Source organism: Herbaspirillum sp. 1173, from assembly GCF_031455335.1.
Lineage (GTDB): Bacteria > Pseudomonadota > Gammaproteobacteria > Burkholderiales > Burkholderiaceae_D > Herbaspirillum > Herbaspirillum huttiense.
In genome coordinates this window covers 1,520,929-1,537,810 of the sequence record NZ_JAVDSP010000001.1, presented here as the reverse complement: position 1 = coordinate 1,537,810, position 16,882 = coordinate 1,520,929, and the positions used below count along the sequence as shown (strand labels likewise).

Here is a 16,882-nt window from a genome sequence, read left to right as displayed (position 1 = left end):
GGGCTTTTGTTGTCCAAATTTTCATATCGGCTCCAAACCATGCTACCGCACGCAAGTGCCGCGCTTTGGGTATGATGGCGGCCACCTTGTCCCAACCTGATCATTGGATGAACGCCTCATGCTGATTGTTTTGTCTCCCGCCAAATCGCTGGACTACGACACGCCGCCCACCACCGACCTCCACACCACACCGGCCTTCGTGCCGCGTTCGGCGGAACTGATCGAGGTCCTCAAGACCAAGTCGCCGGCCGAGATCGGCAGCCTCATGGGTATCTCCGACCAGCTGTCGGTGCTGAACGTGAACCGCTATGCCAGCTGGTCGCGCAAGTTCACCACCAAGAACGCCAAACAGGCGGTGCTGGCCTTCAACGGCGATGTCTACGAGGGGCTGGATGCGGGCTCGCTCAAGGCCAAGCAGCTCGACTACCTGCAGAACCACGTGCGCATCCTGTCGGGCCTGTACGGCATGCTGCGTCCGCTGGACCTGATGCAGCCGTATCGCCTGGAAATGGGTACCAAGCTGGCCAATCCGGGCGGCAAGGACCTCTATGCCTTCTGGGGCAACGAAATCACTGAAGCGCTCAATGATGAACTGGCGGCACAGAAGACACCGGTGCTGGTGAACCTGGCTTCGGAGGAATATTTCAAGGTGGTCAAGCCCAAGCTGCTCAAGGCGCAGGTGATCTCTCCCGTGTTCGAGGACTGGAAGGGCGGCAAGTACAAGATCATTTCCTTCTACGCCAAGCGGGCGCGCGGCCTGATGGCGCGCTATGCCGCCGAGAAGAACATCAGCCAGCCGGAAAAGCTGAAGGCCTTTGACGTCGAAGGCTATGCCTTTGCGCCGGAAGCCTCCAGCGAGAGCAGCTGGGTGTTCCGCCGCAAGCTGGAAGGCTGAGCGGCACGCGGCGGTGCCGAAGCGGAGCTGCGCGCTTGAGCGCAGCGGCTGGGCAGCTCAGGCCTCGGGCGGAGTGGTCACAGTCTGCGCCCGGGCCGTCTCCCGTGCCACCAGTTGCCAGCTGCGCTGAGCGCCGAAGCCCAGGAAGAGCATGAAACTGAGGTACATCAGCAAGAAGCTCCAGAAGATTGCATCGACCTGGGAGGCCGATGCCGTGCCGTAGCAGGCACCCGCGCAGCGAGCGGGCGGGGAAATCATGCCGATCAGGTACAGGCCGACGAAGGTGGTGGAGATGCTGCCCAGGATGCTTGCCGTCAACAGCCCCGCCCCACGCTTGAGCGTGAAGATACGGTCTTGGGTGCGTTGATGGATGTGCTTCATGCGATTGACGAAGAAGCCGATGACGGCCAGGGGCGGCAGCGCCAGGCCGGCCGCGACGGCAGTGAGGAGTCCGTTGCTCATGGTGTTGTTTTTTCTGATCTTCTGTTGAAGGGGCCGGGACACGGTCTCACGCTGCCCTGTCTTGCGAGCGACCCGCGCGCAATTCGCCGGGGCAGGCGATCGCCAAGATAGACCGCCCGCCCGAAGCCGCGTTCACTTCGCTCCAAACGAAAATGCCGCCCGGTTCATCACCGGGCGGCATTTTTTCATCAGCACACGATCGTCAGACCTGCGTGGCAATGGCTTCCATTACCAGACCTTCCACCACGGCTTGGCCTTCTGCTTGGGGCCGCCGTTGTACCAGGGGCTGTTGGGGTAGGTGGCCTGGATGATGCGTTCGGTATCTTCCTTCAGCTTGGTCTGGCCCAGGGCTTCGTAGGAGCGCATCAGGATGAACAGTGCCTCTTCGTTGGCCGGGGAGTCCGGATATTGCTTGATGGCTGCCTGCGCACGGTTGGCGGCCGACACGTAGGCACCACGGCGGAAGTAGTAGTTGGCCACGTGGACGTCGTACTGGGACATGGCATTGACCAGGTATTTCATGCGTGCAATGGCGTCCGGGGTGTACTTGCTGTCCGGGAAACGTTCGGCCAGCAGCTTGAACGAATCGAAGGCGTCACGCATGGCCTTGGGATCGCGCTCGGTGTTGTCCTGGTCGGTGAAGGTGTCGAAGATGCTGGTGCGATCATTGAAGTTGATCAGGCCACGCAGGTAATACATGTAGTCGACATTGGGGTGGTTCGGGTGCAGCTTGATGAAGCGGTCCACCGCAGCCAGGCCCTGCGCCTGCTCGTTCTGGCGGTAGTAGGCGTAGGCGATGTCCATCTGCGCCTGCTGGGCGTAGGTGCCGAACGGGTAGCGCGATTCCAGCTTCTCGAAATACTTGATGGCCTTGTCGTAGCCGCCGGCATTCAGTTCATCCTTGGCTTCCGAGTATAATTTCGAGGCAGACCAGCCGACCGTCTCGTCTTTTTGTTCCGGCAAGAGGCCGCAGGCGGTGAGCGAGAGGGCAAAACCGATGATGAAGAACTTCAATAAGATTTTGTGCATGACTCTTGTGTGCTTGTCTGGGACTATCAGTTGTGCATGGCGCTGAGCGCCTACCCGAGCCGGCTGCATCGATACCCGAAATACAATCAACCCGATCCGGCGATTATAGCTGATGTCACGTAAGAAACCCCTTCCGATTACAAATGGCGATGAGCCTGTAAAGACCGACCTCCCGCTGGAGGACGATTTCGATGACGGCGAGCAAGCCGGCGGCGAAAGCGTCTCCGGCCTGGAGCCCCTGAGTTTCCGCCTGGATGACGAGGTCATCGGCCAGCGGCTGGACAAGGTTCTGTCCGGCCTCATGCCCGAATTCTCGCGCAGCCGCATCCAACAATGGATCGAAGACGGCCACGTCACCGTCGACGGCGCGCCCGCCAAGGGCAAGATGACCATGCTGGGCGACGAGCTGGTGGAGGTGGCGCCGCAATCGGTGCCGGCCGACCAGCCCTATGCCCCTGAAGCCATGGCGCTGGACATCCTGCACGAGGACAAGTCCATCATCATCCTCAACAAGCCTGCTGGCCTGGTGGTGCATCCGGCGGCCGGCAACTGGAGCGGCACGCTGCTCAACGGCTTGTTGCATCATTGCCCGGGCCTGGCCAACGTGCCCCGCGCCGGCATCGTGCACCGGCTGGACAAGGAAACCAGCGGCCTGATGGTGGTGGCCAAGACCCTGGCCGCGCAGACCGACCTGGTGCGCCAGTTGCAGGCACGCAGCATGAAGCGCCAGTATCTGGCCCTGGTATGGGGGCTGCCGCAGCTCTCCGGCACCATCAACGCGCCGATGGCACGCCATCCGCGCGACCGCATCAAGATGGCCGTGTCGCAAAGCATGCGCGCCAAGCCGGCGGTGACCCATTACCGGCGCCTGGCCACCGGCGAGATCGACCGCAAGCCGGTCAGCCTGGTGCATTGCCGCCTGGAAACCGGCCGTACCCACCAGATCCGCGTGCACCTGCAGTCGCTGGGTTTCGCGCTGGTGGGCGATGCGCTCTATGGCAAGCAGCACCTGGCCTCGGTCTTCCCGCGCCAGGCCCTGCTGGCCGGGCGCCTGGGCCTGGTGCATCCCACTTCGGGCAAGTTCCGCCAGTGGGCCGCGCCTTTGCCGGCGGATATCGAAGCCCTGCTCAAGAGCGCCAACATCGATCCGGCCCTGGCGGTGATCCCCGAGATGAGCGAGGAAGCCGATCCGGTCCTGGGCGACTATGACGAAGACGATGACGACTATTGAGCGAGCCCGTCCATGGAATTGCTGATCCCCGACTGGGCTGCGCCTGCCAACATCGGTGCCCTGACCACGCTGCGGGCAGGGGGCTTCAGTCCCGCGCCGTATGGCGACGGGCAGGGCGGGGGCGGCCTGAACCTGGGCACGCATGTCGACGATGACCCGGCGCTGGTAGCGCGCAATCGTGCGCTGCTGCGCCGTTTGTTGCCGTCCGAACCGGCCTGGCTGACGCAGGTGCATGGCGTCGCCGTACTGGACGCCGCAGCATTGCCCGATCAGCCCACGGCAGATGCCTGCATCAGCAGCACGCCCGGCGCGGTGTGCGTGATGATGACGGCCGATTGCCTGCCGGTGCTGTTCTGCGACCGCGCCGGCACGGTGGTCGGGGCGGCCCATGCGGGTTGGCGCGGACTGGCTGGCGGCGTGCTCGAAGCCACCGTGGGCGCCATGCGCGCGCGTGGAGCGCAGGACATCATCGCCTGGCTGGGGCCGGCCATCGGGCCGGAACAGTTCGAGGTCGGTGCCGAAGTGCGCGAGGCCTTCATTACGCAGCAGGCAGCAGCGCAACATGCCTTCCGCGCTTATCCGGGCCGTCCCGGCAAGTACCTGGCCGACATCTATGAACTGGCCCGCCAGCGGCTGGCCAGCATGGATGTGCATGATGTCAGCGGTGGCGGTCTGTGTACCGTGAGCGATCCGCGTTTCTATTCCTATCGGCGTGACAAGACCACCGGGCGCATGGGCTCGCTGGTCTGGCTCAAGTGACGATGGCGGCTCTACGGAGCCGCCATTTTTCTTGATGCCTCACGGGTGGCGCTGCAAGGCATGAATCAGTTCGCGCGTAGGTCCCGGCAAGCCCTCCAATCCGCGCACGCAGATGAGCAACTGGCGGCGGCTCCAGCCATCGGTGAGCGGGATGGCGCGAATGTCCATGTGCGCCGCGCAGTCCTGGGCCGCCGTCGCCGGAATCACGGCCACGCCGACCTGATGCTCTACCATGCGGCAGATGCCGTCGAAGCTGCGCAGCCGCACGCGGTATTGCAGACGCCGCCCGGCACGCGTGGCATGGCCGGAAAGATGCTGCTGCAGGGCGCTGTCGCCCGACAGCCCGACGAAATCCTCTCCCAGCAATTCGCTGAAGGCCAGTGACTTGCGGCGCGCCAGCGCATGCTTCTTCGATAGCACCGCCACCAGATGATCCTGGCGGAAGGGATAGGTCTGCAGCGGCCCGCTATCGGTGGAGTCGGCGATGATGCCGACATCGGCTACCCCATCCACCACGGCCTGCACCACTTCATAGCTCAGTTTTTCTTCCAGTTCGATATCCGTGTGCGGATGTCGTGCCAGGAAGCGCGCCAGCACCTCCGGCAGGAACTCGGTCATGGCCGAGGTATTGCACAGCAGGCGGATATGGCCCTTCAGGCCTTGCGCATACTGGCCCAGTTCATCGCGCAGCTGTTCCATCTGCTGCGCCATCATGCGCGCGTGGTGGGCCAGCGCGCGGCCAGCATCGGTGGTCTGGACGCCGCGCCGGCCGCGCTCCAGCAAGGCGGTGCCCAGAGCATCTTCCATGTTGCGGATGCGCGCGCTGGCCGAGGCCAGCGCCATGTGGGCACGTTCGGCCCCGCCAGTGATGCTGCCGCTTTCCACGATGTGCAGGAAAAGACGCAGGTCGGAGAGTTCAAAGCGATGGCTCATCGGCGTACGGGGCCCGGGAAGGAGAGGTAGCGAGATATTGTGCCTTCGGCCAGGCCGAAGGCTGGCTAAGTGTATTCCACATTTCCAGCGCGGGCGAGGACTGGCAGACTGGGAATCCCTGATCTTCCGCTGCCTGCCATTCCCGGCCATTTTCCTGTCATGCCCAGCCTGCTTTCCCTCGTCGACATGAATGCCACCATGCTTGCCGTAAGCCTGGCGGTATTCCTGCTGGCCGGTTTCGTCAAGGGCGTGATCGGTCTGGGCTTGCCGACGGTGGCGGTCGGATTGCTGAGCCTTGTGATGCCGCCGGTACAAGCGGTGGCCTTGCTGATCCTGCCATCGATGGTCACCAATGGCTGGCAGCTGGCCACCGGGGGCGCGTTCCTGATGCTGGCAAAACGCCTGCGGACGCTGCTCGCCGGCGTAGTGATCGGCACGCTGGCCGGTGCCGGCTTCATGCGCGGCGATGGTGGGCGGCACGCCATCGTGGTGCTGGGCGTAGCACTGATGCTTTACGCGCTGGCCGGTCTGGCGGCGTGGACGCCCACGGTGCTGCCGCAGCGGGAACGCTGGTGGTCGCCCGTGATCGGTCTGGCCACCGGCTTGGTCACTGCGGCCACCGGCGTGTTCGTGATTCCGGTCGTGCCCTATTTGCAGGCGCTGGGTTTGCCGCGTGACCAGTTGATTCAGGCGCTGGGCTTGTCCTTTACGGTCTCCACGCTGGCCCTGGCCGTCAACCTCGGGCAGGGCGGAGCCTTCAGTGCAGGCGTAGGCTGGGCCTCGCTGATCGTGCTGGTGCCAGCCTTGTTGGGCATGGCCATCGGTACCCGCGTGCGGACCTGGGTGCGTCCCGCTACCTTCCGTCGCTGCTTCTTCATCGGCTTGCTGCTGCTGGGAGTGCACCTGGCCTGGCATTTGTTCGATCTGACGGGAGCGGCGCGATGAGCCTCGGCCCCCTCCATCCCTGCGGCTGGCAGATCGAAGGCCCCAAGCAACGCCAGGCCAACGAGGTCCATGTCTATGCCTGGCTCGATGGCAGCATGATCGCCATGCTTGATTGTGAGTTACGTGACAGTGGCGGGCTGAAGTTACGGATGGCCTATGTCTCGCCCCCCTGGCGCGGATCGGCCGTCTTGCGCGACATGCTTGCCGTACTGAAACCCCGCTATCGCCAGATTGCCCTGCGGCGGGTGGTGCGGCACTGAGGGGATGGAAGACGTTTTGCTGAGTTTTGCTGAACGCTCCCCCGCCATGATGCAGTGCGCAAACCGGCGCGCTGCGCGGGCTGCGGACTCACGATGATGGTGCGCGATGATCCCGTTTTCTAACTTTTTGGAAGAGCCCCTGGATGTGCGCCGGCTCATGCAGCGGGATCGCGCGGCGCCTCGTCCTTGATGACAGACTCGCGTTTAACGGAACTGTCATCTTTGATTTCTTCCTTGCGCTCGGCTGTCAATTTCTTCATCTTTTGACGATTCCGCTTGCGTTGCGGCGTACCCATCAGGTATAAAACGATGGTCAGGGGAATTATCCCGTACAGCAGGAAAGTGGCGACGCCAGCGACCGCCGACTGTTCGGTGATCGACATCATGAAGACGACGTAGAGCCATGCGATAGCGACGATGACCATGGTGAAATGCGCGTCGAGACAAACCGTAACGATACGCGAAAATTGCAGATCCGAGCATGAACAAGCAGAATCCGCAGCAACCTTCTCCCGATGTATCCGCGTGGCTGGCACAGATGTCCGATCCGAAGTTCTGGACCTCGCTGCAGTCCCAATTCCAATCCCAGTTCGAGCAGTTCAAGTCGCATTTGCCGCCCATGCCCGCGATGGCGGGGATGCCGCAGATGCCGGGCTTTCCCGGCGGCGCCATGCCGCCCGGTGCGGGACAGATCGATCCAACGGTGCTGCTCAAGCAGCTCGGCGAGCACGGCGCGACGCTCGATCCCGCCGATCTGGTCCGCCTGCAGCAGGACTACACCCGCGAATTCGGCGAGCTGTGGCAATCCGTGCTGGCTGCGAAGACGCCCGCCATCACTGATCGCCGTCTTTCCGCGCCGGCCTGGCAGGAACATCCTTACTTCGCGTTCCAGGCGGCTGCCTATCAATTGAATTCACGCTTCCTGCTGGCGCTCGCCGATGCGGTCAAGGGCACCGAGAAGGTGCGCCACAAACTGCGTTTTGCGGTGCAGCAGATGATCGATGCGATGTCGCCTGCGAACTTTCTCGCCACCAACCCGGTGGCTCAGCAGAAGATCCTGGAAACGCGCGGCGAGAGCCTGACGCAAGGCATCGCCCAGTTGCTGGCCGACCTGCAGAAGGGCCATATCTCGCAGACCGATGAGACCGCGTTCGAAGTGGGTCGCGACGTCGGGGCCAGCGCCGGTTCGGTGATCTTCGAGAACGAACTGTTCCAGCTGATCCAGTACGCGCCGCTGACCAAGACCGTGCACACGGTACCGCTGCTGATCGTCCCGCCCTGCATCAACAAGTTCTACATCCTCGACCTGCAGCCGCAGAATTCGCTGGTGCGCTATACGGTAGAGCAGGGTCACACGGTGTTCCTGATTTCCTGGCGCAATGCCGATGCCGCCGTCGAGACCGCCACCTGGGAAAACTACGTGGACGACGCCGTGGTGCGCGCCATCCACATCGTCCAGGAGATCAGCAAGCAACCGCAGATCAATGCCCTCGGCTTCTGTGTGGGCGGCACCATCCTGTCCTGCGCGCTGGCGCTGCTGGCTGCGCGTGGTGAAGACCCGGTCGCCAGCCTCACCTTGCTGACGACCTTCCTCGATTTTTCCGATACCGGTGCCATCGATGTCTACATCGACGACATGCAGCTGGCCCTGCGTGAGCAGATGATTGGCAAGCGCGGCCTGATGGCCGGGCGCGATTTCGCCAGCGCCTTCTCCAGCCTGCGTCCCAACGACCTGCTGTGGAACTACGTCGAATCGAATTACCTGAAGGGTGAGAAGCCCAGCGCCTTCGACCTGCTGTACTGGAATGCCGACAGCACCAACCTGCCGGGTCCGATGTTCTGCTACTACCTGCGGCACATGTACCTGGAAAATGCGCTCAAGGAGCCGGGCCGCCTGACGGTGGGCGGCGAGAAGATCGACCTGCGCAAGATCAGCGCGCCGACCTTCATCTACGCCTCGCGCGATGACCACATCGTGCCCTGGAAATCGGCCTACGCCTCGCTGGACCTGATCAATGCCGGCAAGCGCAGCAACAACCGCTTCGTGTTGGGTGCCTCGGGCCACATTGCCGGGGTCATCAATCCGGCGTCCAAGAACAAGCGCAATTACTGGGTCAACGACAAGGCCAAGGCCGGCAGCGATGCCGATGCCTGGATGGCTGGCGCGACCGAGCATCCCGGCAGCTGGTGGGGCGAGTGGGCGACGTTCCTGGCCAAGCAGGGCGGGCGCAAGGTGGCCGCACCCAAGGCGCCGGGGTCGACGCGCTACAAGGCCATCGAACCGGCGCCGGGCCGCTATGTGAAGGCCAAGGCTGACCAACTGGTGGGCTGACGTGAATCTGCCAGCCGGCCAGGAAAGACCACAGAAGCCGGCGGCATTGATGAAAAGAGGGCGGGGACCCTGACGGGCCCGCCGACAGAGAGAGACGGCCAGCAGCGCATCCGCGGCGTTGCCGGGCCTGACAAGACAAAGGAGCGTTCTTCGCAGGAACGACTTCCACCAATGCGGCGCACAGCAGACGCGAAAGAGGGGGGGCAGGGCTTACCCCAATAAATCACCATCCCTATAGGAGGCAACATAATGAGCAAGCGTATCGCATACGTGACCGGCGGCATGGGCGGCATCGGAACCGCCATCTGCACCCGTCTGTGCAAGGACGGCTACACCGTGGTGGCCGGCTGCGGCCCCAATTCCACCCGCAAGGACACCTGGCTGGCGACCATGCGCGCCCACGGCTATGACATCCACGCATCCGAAGGCAACGTCTCGGACTGGGAGTCCACCAAGGCCGCCTTCGAGAAGGTCCGCGCCGAGATCGGCGAAGTGGACGTGCTCGTCAACAACGCCGGCATCACCCGCGACGGCCAGTTCCGCAAGATGAGCAAGGGTGACTGGGACGCCGTCATCGACACCAACCTGAACTCGCTGTTCAACGTGACCAAGCAGGTCATCGAGGGCATGTGCGAGCGTGGTTTCGGCCGCATCATCAACATCTCCTCGGTCAACGGCCAGAAGGGGCAGTTCGGCCAGACCAACTACTCCACCGCCAAGGCCGGCATCCACGGCTTCACCATGGCGCTGGCGCAGGAAGTGGCGACCAAGGGCGTGACCGTCAACACCGTCTCGCCGGGCTACATCGGTACCGACATGGTGCGCGCCATCCGTCCGGAAGTGCTGGAGAAGATCGTCTCCGGCATCCCCGTCAAGCGCCTGGGCGAGCCGGAGGAAATCGCCTCCATCGTCGCCTGGATCGCTTCGGCTGAAGGCGGTTACGCCACCGGTTCGGACTTCTCGCTCAACGGCGGCCTGTACATGGGCTGATGCCGTCCTCGACGGCCACGCACGCGGCAGTGCCGCAAGCGTGGCCGTTTTTACGTGTGCCGCAGGCTGGGATTTTGTCAGTCTGGCACGTCAGAGCTCCCCTTTTGCCGCTCTTCACCCCTATAATGGCTTGCGTTGCTGCCCTGCAAAACGCAGGCGGCAGACGGCAGAAGAGTGAAGAAGCAAGGAGAGGACAGCGCAATGTCCCGGACGCCCGCGGGTGAGGACTGCATCGAAGCCTCCCGCACCGCTGCAAACCAAGGCCGGCAAGACGGCTGCAATGAGAGAGAGACTGGACTTCAGATGACTACTGCAAAAAATTCGGCAGATCGCTTGATCAAGAAATACCCCAACCGCCGTCTTTACGATACCCAGACCAGTTCCTACATCACGCTGACCGACGTCAAGCAACTGGTGCTGGATAATGAAGAATTCACCGTGGTCGACGCCAAGAGCGGCGATGACCTGACCCGCAGCATCCTGCTGCAGATCATTCTGGAAGAAGAGTCGCACGGTGTGCCGATGTTCTCCAGTGGCGCGCTGTCGCAGATCATCCGCTACTACGGCCATGCCATGCAGGGCATGATGGGCAACTACCTGGAAAAGAACATCCAGACCTTCATCGACATCCAGAACAAGCTGGCCGAAAATTCCAAGGGCTTCTACGAAGGCAAGCCTTTCAGTCCCGAGATGTGGACCCAGTTCATGAACGTGCAAGGTCCGATGATGCAGGGCATGATGAGCAACTACATCGAACAGAGCAAGAACCTGTTCATCCAGATGCAGGAGCAGATGCAGAGCCAGACCAAGAACATGTTCGGCACCTTCCCCTTTGGCGCGCCCGGCACGCCGCCGGATCAGAAGAAGTAAGCGGCCTCCCGGCCCCTTCAGCAAACGGCCCCGCGCGGGCCGTTTTGCTTTTGTGGCGCCGCCGCCCGTCCGGACTAGCCAAAATCGGGCGCAAACGGGCGGACGTTGTACAATAGCGCCCTGATTTTTAAAGCATTTTTCGCTGTTTCCCGTATTTTCGGCCGTTTGCGGCCCGTCTCACTGAGCCTTCTGCCATGTCCAACCCGTCTTCTCCCGCCACCCCGGCCCTGCCCAAGGTCGGCTTCGTCTCCCTCGGCTGCCCAAAGGCACTGGTCGATTCCGAACAGATCCTGACCCAGCTGCGTGCCGAAGGCTACGATACCGCCAAGTCCTATGACGGTGCCGACCTGGTGATCGTCAATACCTGCGGCTTCATCGATGCCGCCGTGCAGGAGTCGCTGGACGCCATCGGCGAAGCCCTGAACGAAAACGGCAAGGTCATCGTCACTGGCTGCCTGGGTGCCAAGAAGGATGCCGACGGCGACGACATCATCCAGAAGATCCACCCCAAGGTCCTCGAAGTGACCGGCCCGCATGCCGTGGGCGAGGTCATGCAGGCGGTGCACAAGCACCTGCCCAAGCCGCATGCGCCCTTCATCGACCTGGTGCCGCCGCAGGGCGTCAAGCTGACCCCCAAGCATTTTGCCTATCTGAAGATTTCGGAAGGCTGCAACCATCGCTGCAGCTTCTGCATCATCCCCTCCATGCGCGGCGACCTGGTCTCGCGTCCCATCGCCGATGTCATGCTGGAAGCCGAGAACCTCTTCAAGGCCGGTGTGAAGGAATTGCTGGTGATCTCCCAGGACACCAGCGCCTATGGCGTGGATGTGAAGTTCCGTACCGGTTTCTGGAACGGCAAGCCGATCAAGACCCACATGACCCAACTGGTCGGTGCCCTGGGCGAACTGGCCCAGCAGTACGGCGCTTGGGTGCGCCTGCACTATGTGTATCCGTACCCGCACGTGGACCAGATCATCCCGCTGATGGCCGAAGGCAAGATCCTGCCCTACCTGGACGTGCCGCTGCAGCATGCCCACCCGGATGTGCTCAAGCGCATGAAGCGCCCCGCCAATGGCGAGAAGAACATCGAGCGCATCCAGGCCTGGCGCGCGCTGTGCCCGGACATCACGATCCGCTCCACCTTCATCGCCGGCTTCCCCGGCGAGACCGAGGCCGAATTCGAGTACCTGCTGGACTTCTTGAAGGAAGCCGAGATCGATCGCCTGGGCTGTTTCGCCTATTCCCCGGTGGAAGGCGCGACCGCCAACGACATCGCCAATCCGGTACCGGAGGAAGTGCGCGAAGAACGCCGTGGCCGTGTCATGCAGCTGCAGGAAGAGATTTCCAAGAAGCGCCTGCAAGCCAAGGTGGGCAAGACCCTGCGCGTGCTCATCGATGAAGTGGACCGCAATGGCGGTACCGGCCGTACCTATTCGGATGCGCCCGAGATCGACGGCGTGGTCTATGTGAAACCGCCTTTCGAACCGCACCGCAAGCTGGAAGTGGGCCAGTTCGTCGATGTGCGCATCACCGCCGCCGACGCCCATGACCTGTGGGGCGCGGCTGAGTGATGCGCGCGCTCTTGATGGCGCTGGCGCTGTGCGGTGCCAGCGTGCTCATGCCGGCCCGGGCCGCTGCGTCCGGCCCCGCCGCCAATGCGCCTGAAGGCTCGCTGCAGCAGACCCTGATGACGCATGCCCTGGTGCTGCGCGGCCAGATCGACGGGCGCGACATCCAGCTCTCGCTGCAGCCCAAGAAGAACGAAGATGGCCTGGAAGGACGCTATTTCTTCTTCGGCGGTTCACCCGAGATCCTGGTGGCCGGAGAGGTCGATGGCGATGACCTGCTGATGGAGGAATCGGTCAACGGCAAGGATGTGTCCGGTCAATGGGAAGGGCACCGCCAGGGCCAGTCCATTACCGGGACCTGGTCCAGCGCCGATGGCAGCATCAGCAAGCCCTTCGCCTTGCAGTTGCCCTGAGCACCGGGCGGCGACGAAGGCCAAACTACGGCGCTGTACAGGCGATATGAAACTGCGTTCACGCTGGTCTGCCATCTGCGCCATTTCTCGGGCTTTCCGGCCGCTTCTGTTGCTTTCGATGTGAACAAGCTGCGCGTATAGTGAGACCTTTGCGCCCCGTTCCTGGGGCGCGATCGTTTCCAGAGGCAGACCCGTGTCCGATTCCAACGCTACGTCCCCCGCATCTTCTCTCCCGCTTGATCCCCAGACCGCCCTCGTCCACAGCAGCTACCGCGCTCCGGACGGCTTTGAGGCCTTCCCGGTCGGCATCCATCACGCCTCCACCGTGCTGTTCCCCAACGTGGCCGCCATGCGTTCGCGCGACTGGCGCGAAAAGCTGGGCTATACCTACGGCCTGCACGGCACCCCGACCAGCTTCGTGCTGGAAGCGCGGCTGGCCGAGATCGAGGGCGGCTCCTATTGCCGTGTCACCCCCAGCGGCTTGGCGGCCATCGCGATGGTCAACTTCGCCTTCCTGAAGACGGGCGACGACGTGCTGCTGCCGGATAACGTCTACGGCCCCAGCAAGGACCTGGGGCAGTGGCTGGAGCGTGATTTCGGGATCACCGCACGCTTCTACGACCCCATGGTCGGCGCCGGCCTGGCCGAGCTGATCCAGCCCAATACACGCCTGGTGTGGACCGAAGCACCCGGTTCGGTCTCGATGGAAGTGCCTGACATCCCGGCCCTGTGCCGTGCAGCGCATGAAAAGGGCGTGCTGGTGGCCATCGACAATACTTGGGCGGCCGGCATCGCCTTCAAGGCCTTCGAGCACGGCGTGGACATCGTCATGCAAGCGGTCACCAAGTACCAGTCCGGCGGCTCGGATGTCCTCATGGGCGCGGTCATCGTGCGCGACCAGGCGCTCAACGAGAAACTGGAACTGGCCCACATGCGCCTGGGCTTCGGCGTGGGCATGGACGACGTTTACCTGGTCCTGCGCAGCCTGTCCTCGATGCGCCTGCGTTTCGAGGCGCACGATGCGGCCGCGCGCAAGGTCGCGGCCTGGCTCAAGCAGCGCCCGGAAATCGTGGCGGTGCTGCACCCCGCCTTCGAGGATTGCCCCGGACACGCCCACTGGAAGCGCGATTTCACCGGGGCAGGGGGGCTGTTCTCGGTGATCTTCGATCCGCGCTACAGCGAGGAGCAGACCGACCGCTTCGTCGACAGCCTCCAGCTCTTCAAGATCGGCTACAGCTGGGGCGGTGCCCACAGCCTCTGCGTGCCCTACCGCATGCGTGGCATGCGCCACCAGTGGCAGCGAGAAGGTGTGCTGGTGCGTTTCAACATCGGGCTGGAAGCCCCCGCCGACCTCATTGCCGATATCGAGCAGGCCTTGAGCAAGCTCTGAGTGGCCAGCCCTGCTCGGCTGCCGGTGTCGGCAGCGGGGCAGGGCGCGTCTGATGGCCGCCACGGTTCAGTTTGCACAAAAGAAATTGAATAAAGGTAAATGCTGCATCTGTTTATCGTTTTGCCGCACTTGGCAGCGTCATAAAATGGTAGCAATTCTCGATACGGTGGCTTCCCGACGGTCTTTGACGTTGCGCAAAAATCATCAAAGCGGGTAAATATATGCAAGTTTTCTGGGTGTTCTTGCTGAAGCCATCTACAGTGAACTGCCCAAAAAACTGGATGAGCTAGTCGTCCCCAAGCAACAAGACGGCGTTTGTCATCGAATATTTACAACTTTTTTTGTTGCTCGGAAGACAATTTTCTTTTGTCATTTCAACCAGGAAACCTTTTGATCAGGAAATTCCTGATTGGCGCGCAAAGTCACGAGCCTCCTCGCTCTTTGGCTGCCAGAATGGAAATCTTCACCAATATCCCGCAGTCGTGTAAGACGGATACCTACAAGATGCTCGGGCTTCTCTCCGTCTAAAAATACCGACCAAGTCTAATTTCCCGCCTGTCCTGCCCCCCTCAGAATTGGCTTGCAGTCAAGTAAATGTAAGCGATTGTAAGCAGCTCGATGCAGCGTTCAGCCGCGTGAGCCGTAGGAAGTACTTACCGAGGTGGGGTGCAAATGAATACCAACGACATGATGGCGGAGATCCGCGATGCCAACCTGAGCTATCTCATGCTGGCGCAGCAAATGATCCGTTCGGACAAACCGACCGCAATCTTCCGTCTGGGTATCAGCGCCGAGATCGCCGATCTGATCGAAGGCTTGTCCAACGTGCAGATCATGAAGCTGGCGGCGACCAACATGATGTTGACCCGTTTCCGTTTCGACGACGGCGCCATCCTCGGCATGCTGACCAACTACAACAAGGACAAGAGCCTGGCGCAGTCACACGCAGCCATCCTGATGGCCTGCCAGCCCGGCGAACAAATTTCGTAAAACAACAAGACAAAAAGCATGGCCGGCGTGGCCAGGGGCAGTCAACGCGCCGCAGGGGAAGACGTTCTACAGAGTTATTCAGTTTCAGTCTTGCATTCATGCCTGAAAGTTCGCCCGCCCGGGGCCGGCGAATTGGGGTCAGGCAGTTTTATTACGAAATCACCGGGGGGTTGCACCATGGCTAAAAAGAGCGTTGTGACAGAGGCGCAGGAAATTCAGTTGGCCATTGAACTGATCAATCTGGGGGCACGCCTCCAGTTGCTGGAATCGGAAACCTCGCTGTCGCGCGAGCGACTGCTGAAGCTGTACAAGGAATTGAAGGGGGTCTCGCCACCCAAGGGCATGCTGCCGTTCTCGACGGACTGGTTCATCACCTGGCAGCCCAATATCCATTCTTCGCTGTTCATCAACATTCACCGCTACCTGATCGAGCATGCCCGCATCAGTGGCATTGAGGCCGTCATGAAGGCCTACAAGCTCTACCTGGAGCAGGTCGGCTACAACGATGCCGGCGAGCCGGTGCTGTCGCTGACCCGTGCCTGGACGCTGGTGCGCTTCTTCGAAAGCAAGATGCTCATGACCACGCCTTGCTGCAAGTGCCACGGCCACTTCGTGGTGCATCGCCTGGACCTGCATCAGGACTACCTGTGCGGCCTGTGCCACATGCCCTCGCGCGCCGGCAAGACCAAGAAGGCCAAGGATGCGGTCATCATGGGTCTGGTCGAAGGCGCCATGCCGGTTGCTGCTTCCGCGCCGCTGGGCACCGAGCCGGTGCTGGCCGCCGTGGCCTGAGCCGGAACAGGGATGTACCGATGCCTTGCTGCTGGCGAGCAGCAGGGCGGTAATGGGCCAGGGTGTTCAACCAAAAAAGAATAAGGCCGATTGCCTCGATGTCCGAACCTGAGAATCACCCCGGTGCCGGGCGCAGGCCCCTGTGGCAGGCGCCGGCCATCCAGGCCTTGCTGCTGTTCGTGCTGGGCCTGATCGGTGCCAACGTGCTGGACGTGCTGTTCCAGCGCGCCGGTCTCGCTCCTCTTTCCCCCCTCCAGACTTCCCTGCTGCATGGCGTGATCGCTGCGCTGCTGGCACGACTGCGCCGCATGGCCGCGTGGTGGTGGCTGATCCTGCTGGTGTTCCCGCTGGCGGCATTGGGCGTGGGTCAGTTGCACCTGCCGTCGTGGGTGTTCCTGGCGGTGTTCCTGTTCATGCTGGTGCTGTTCTGGTCGACCTTTCGCAGCCAGGTGCCGTTCTACCCTTCCGGGCAGACTGCTTGGGATGCGGTGGCGGGTCTCTTGCCCGAGGGGCGGCCGATCCGTTTCATGGATATCGGCAGTGGCCTGGGCGGTGCCGTGCTGGACCTGTCGCGCCGCCGGCCCGAGAGTGAATTCACCGGCATCGAGATTGCGCCCTTGCCGTGGCTGGTGAGCCGGCTGCGGGCGGCACTGGCGGGCAATCGCTGCCGCTTCGTGCGCGGCGACTACCTGCTGCTGGATTTTGGTGACTATGACGTGGTGTTTGCCTATCTGTCACCGGCGGCGATGGAGGCGCTGTGGCACAAGGCGCGCGCCGAGATGAAGCCGGGGACACTGCTTCTGAGCTACGAATTTCATATCCCCGGTACCACTCCGGATGTGGTGGTCGAACCGGAGCACGGGGGCAGGGTACTGCACGGATGGCGCATGTGAGGCGACACAGGTAAAGAGCCCCTTTACAGGGGCTGCGAGACGCGACGTATCAAGTTTGCGCCACTTCAGCCGTAAATCGAAAAGGAAGGGCGTTTTTCGGATATGTATTCCCCCATTTGCTTGACTGGAA

At 62.3% G+C, this 16,882-nt stretch carries 18 protein-coding genes; 14 read left to right on the top strand and 4 right to left on the bottom strand.

All coding sequences use genetic code 11. The features are described from left to right. Positions 1-118: 118 nt before the first annotated feature. A complete protein-coding gene (yaaA, locus tag J2X56_RS06830; protein ID WP_121041951.1) occupies positions 119-895 on the top strand; it encodes a peroxide stress protein YaaA in 777 nt (258 codons plus the stop codon). A 57-nt stretch (positions 896-952) separates the two neighbouring features. Here the strand turns inward: yaaA and J2X56_RS06825 are convergent, their stop codons facing one another. Then, positions 953-1,357 (bottom strand): hypothetical protein, encoded by a 405-nt coding sequence (locus J2X56_RS06825; protein WP_310159069.1) that lies wholly within the window; start codon positions 1,355-1,357, stop codon positions 953-955. 228 nt (positions 1,358-1,585) lie between these two features. Beyond that, a complete protein-coding gene (locus J2X56_RS06820) occupies positions 1,586-2,386 on the bottom strand; it encodes an outer membrane protein assembly factor BamD (RefSeq protein ID WP_039785278.1) in 801 nt (266 codons plus the stop codon). Between the two features lie 112 nt (positions 2,387-2,498). Between J2X56_RS06820 and J2X56_RS06815 the strand changes: the two genes are divergently transcribed. After that, positions 2,499-3,617: an RluA family pseudouridine synthase gene (locus J2X56_RS06815; protein WP_310159066.1), complete on the top strand. Its 1,119-nt coding sequence runs from the start codon at positions 2,499-2,501 to the stop codon at positions 3,615-3,617. A gap of 12 nt (positions 3,618-3,629) precedes the next feature. Then, positions 3,630-4,376: a peptidoglycan editing factor PgeF gene (pgeF, locus tag J2X56_RS06810; protein ID WP_310159063.1), complete on the top strand. Its 747-nt coding sequence runs from the start codon at positions 3,630-3,632 to the stop codon at positions 4,374-4,376. A 39-nt stretch (positions 4,377-4,415) separates the two neighbouring features. Here the strand turns inward: pgeF and J2X56_RS06805 are convergent, their stop codons facing one another. Beyond that, positions 4,416-5,309: a LysR substrate-binding domain-containing protein gene (locus J2X56_RS06805; protein WP_121041943.1), complete on the bottom strand. Its 894-nt coding sequence runs from the start codon at positions 5,307-5,309 to the stop codon at positions 4,416-4,418. Between the two features lie 159 nt (positions 5,310-5,468). On the opposite strand from J2X56_RS06805, the gene J2X56_RS06800 reads away from it, so the two are divergent. Continuing rightward, a complete protein-coding gene (locus J2X56_RS06800) occupies positions 5,469-6,254 on the top strand; it encodes a sulfite exporter TauE/SafE family protein (RefSeq protein ID WP_310159058.1) in 786 nt (261 codons plus the stop codon). Beyond that, positions 6,251-6,514 (top strand): hypothetical protein, encoded by a 264-nt coding sequence (locus J2X56_RS06795; protein WP_204726653.1) that lies wholly within the window; start codon positions 6,251-6,253, stop codon positions 6,512-6,514. The genes J2X56_RS06800 and J2X56_RS06795 overlap by 4 nt, the downstream gene beginning before the upstream one ends. Before the next feature lie 155 nt (positions 6,515-6,669). Here J2X56_RS06795 and J2X56_RS06790 read toward each other — a convergent pair whose 3' ends face one another. Beyond that, the gene (locus J2X56_RS06790) at positions 6,670-6,939 is read right to left on the bottom strand and encodes a hypothetical protein (protein WP_034329356.1); all 270 of its coding nucleotides are present in this window, start codon (positions 6,937-6,939) and stop codon (positions 6,670-6,672) included. 56 nt (positions 6,940-6,995) lie between these two features. On the opposite strand from J2X56_RS06790, the gene phaC reads away from it, so the two are divergent. The 9 genes from phaC (at position 6,996) to J2X56_RS06745 (ending at position 16,752) form a co-directional block, all read left to right on the top strand. Beyond that, positions 6,996-8,846: a class I poly(R)-hydroxyalkanoic acid synthase gene (gene phaC, locus J2X56_RS06785; protein WP_310159055.1), complete on the top strand. Its 1,851-nt coding sequence runs from the start codon at positions 6,996-6,998 to the stop codon at positions 8,844-8,846. Positions 8,847-9,095: 249 nt separating this feature from the next. Next, positions 9,096-9,836 carry a 3-ketoacyl-ACP reductase gene (locus J2X56_RS06780; protein WP_121041937.1) on the top strand — a complete coding sequence of 247 codons (741 nt, stop codon included), beginning with the start codon at positions 9,096-9,098 and terminating at the stop codon, positions 9,834-9,836. A 303-nt stretch (positions 9,837-10,139) separates the two neighbouring features. Beyond that, positions 10,140-10,706 carry a polyhydroxyalkanoate synthesis repressor PhaR gene (gene phaR / locus J2X56_RS06775; protein ID WP_008329998.1) on the top strand — a complete coding sequence of 189 codons (567 nt, stop codon included), beginning with the start codon at positions 10,140-10,142 and terminating at the stop codon, positions 10,704-10,706. Between the two features lie 194 nt (positions 10,707-10,900). Then, positions 10,901-12,277: a 30S ribosomal protein S12 methylthiotransferase RimO gene (gene rimO, locus J2X56_RS06770; protein WP_121041935.1), complete on the top strand. Its 1,377-nt coding sequence runs from the start codon at positions 10,901-10,903 to the stop codon at positions 12,275-12,277. Next, positions 12,277-12,687, top strand: a complete 411-nt coding sequence (locus tag J2X56_RS06765) for a hypothetical protein (RefSeq protein WP_245201986.1) — start codon at positions 12,277-12,279, stop codon at positions 12,685-12,687. The genes rimO and J2X56_RS06765 overlap by 1 nt, the downstream gene beginning before the upstream one ends. A 193-nt stretch (positions 12,688-12,880) precedes the next feature. Further along, complete coding sequence (locus J2X56_RS06760) at positions 12,881-14,077, top strand: cystathionine beta-lyase (RefSeq protein WP_134136010.1); 1,197 nt, start codon at positions 12,881-12,883, stop codon at positions 14,075-14,077. A gap of 672 nt (positions 14,078-14,749) precedes the next feature. Next, the gene (flhD, locus tag J2X56_RS06755; protein ID WP_034334003.1) at positions 14,750-15,067 is read left to right on the top strand and encodes a flagellar transcriptional regulator FlhD; all 318 of its coding nucleotides are present in this window, start codon (positions 14,750-14,752) and stop codon (positions 15,065-15,067) included. Between the two features lie 177 nt (positions 15,068-15,244). Continuing rightward, positions 15,245-15,859, top strand: a complete 615-nt coding sequence (gene flhC, locus J2X56_RS06750) for a flagellar transcriptional regulator FlhC (protein WP_034334002.1) — start codon at positions 15,245-15,247, stop codon at positions 15,857-15,859. 98 nt (positions 15,860-15,957) lie between these two features. Beyond that, positions 15,958-16,752, top strand: coding sequence for a class I SAM-dependent methyltransferase (locus J2X56_RS06745; RefSeq protein ID WP_209566890.1), 795 nt, complete (start codon positions 15,958-15,960; stop codon positions 16,750-16,752). The last annotated feature ends 130 nt before the right edge of the window (positions 16,753-16,882 follow it).

Bases quoted from the DNA above. Each gene is read 5' to 3' on its own strand.
- yaaA (WP_121041951.1), top strand. From the start codon at position 119: ATGCTGATTGTTTTGTCTCCCGCCAAATCGCTGGACTACGACACGCCG.
- J2X56_RS06825 (WP_310159069.1), bottom strand. From the start codon at position 1,357: ATGAGCAACGGACTCCTCACTGCCGTCGCGGCCGGCCTGGCGCTGCCG.
- J2X56_RS06820 (WP_039785278.1), bottom strand. From the start codon at position 2,386: ATGCACAAAATCTTATTGAAGTTCTTCATCATCGGTTTTGCCCTCTCG.
- J2X56_RS06815 (WP_310159066.1), top strand. From the start codon at position 2,499: ATGTCACGTAAGAAACCCCTTCCGATTACAAATGGCGATGAGCCTGTA.
- pgeF (WP_310159063.1), top strand. From the start codon at position 3,630: ATGGAATTGCTGATCCCCGACTGGGCTGCGCCTGCCAACATCGGTGCC.
- J2X56_RS06805 (WP_121041943.1), bottom strand. From the start codon at position 5,309: ATGAGCCATCGCTTTGAACTCTCCGACCTGCGTCTTTTCCTGCACATC.
- J2X56_RS06800 (WP_310159058.1), top strand. From the start codon at position 5,469: ATGCCCAGCCTGCTTTCCCTCGTCGACATGAATGCCACCATGCTTGCC.
- J2X56_RS06795 (WP_204726653.1), top strand. From the start codon at position 6,251: ATGAGCCTCGGCCCCCTCCATCCCTGCGGCTGGCAGATCGAAGGCCCC.
- J2X56_RS06790 (WP_034329356.1), bottom strand. From the start codon at position 6,939: ATGGTCATCGTCGCTATCGCATGGCTCTACGTCGTCTTCATGATGTCG.
- phaC (WP_310159055.1), top strand. From the start codon at position 6,996: ATGAACAAGCAGAATCCGCAGCAACCTTCTCCCGATGTATCCGCGTGG.
- J2X56_RS06780 (WP_121041937.1), top strand. From the start codon at position 9,096: ATGAGCAAGCGTATCGCATACGTGACCGGCGGCATGGGCGGCATCGGA.
- phaR (WP_008329998.1), top strand. From the start codon at position 10,140: ATGACTACTGCAAAAAATTCGGCAGATCGCTTGATCAAGAAATACCCC.
- rimO (WP_121041935.1), top strand. From the start codon at position 10,901: ATGTCCAACCCGTCTTCTCCCGCCACCCCGGCCCTGCCCAAGGTCGGC.
- J2X56_RS06765 (WP_245201986.1), top strand. From the start codon at position 12,277: ATGCGCGCGCTCTTGATGGCGCTGGCGCTGTGCGGTGCCAGCGTGCTC.
- flhD (WP_034334003.1), top strand. From the start codon at position 14,750: ATGAATACCAACGACATGATGGCGGAGATCCGCGATGCCAACCTGAGC.
- flhC (WP_034334002.1), top strand. From the start codon at position 15,245: ATGGCTAAAAAGAGCGTTGTGACAGAGGCGCAGGAAATTCAGTTGGCC.
- J2X56_RS06745 (WP_209566890.1), top strand. From the start codon at position 15,958: ATGTCCGAACCTGAGAATCACCCCGGTGCCGGGCGCAGGCCCCTGTGG.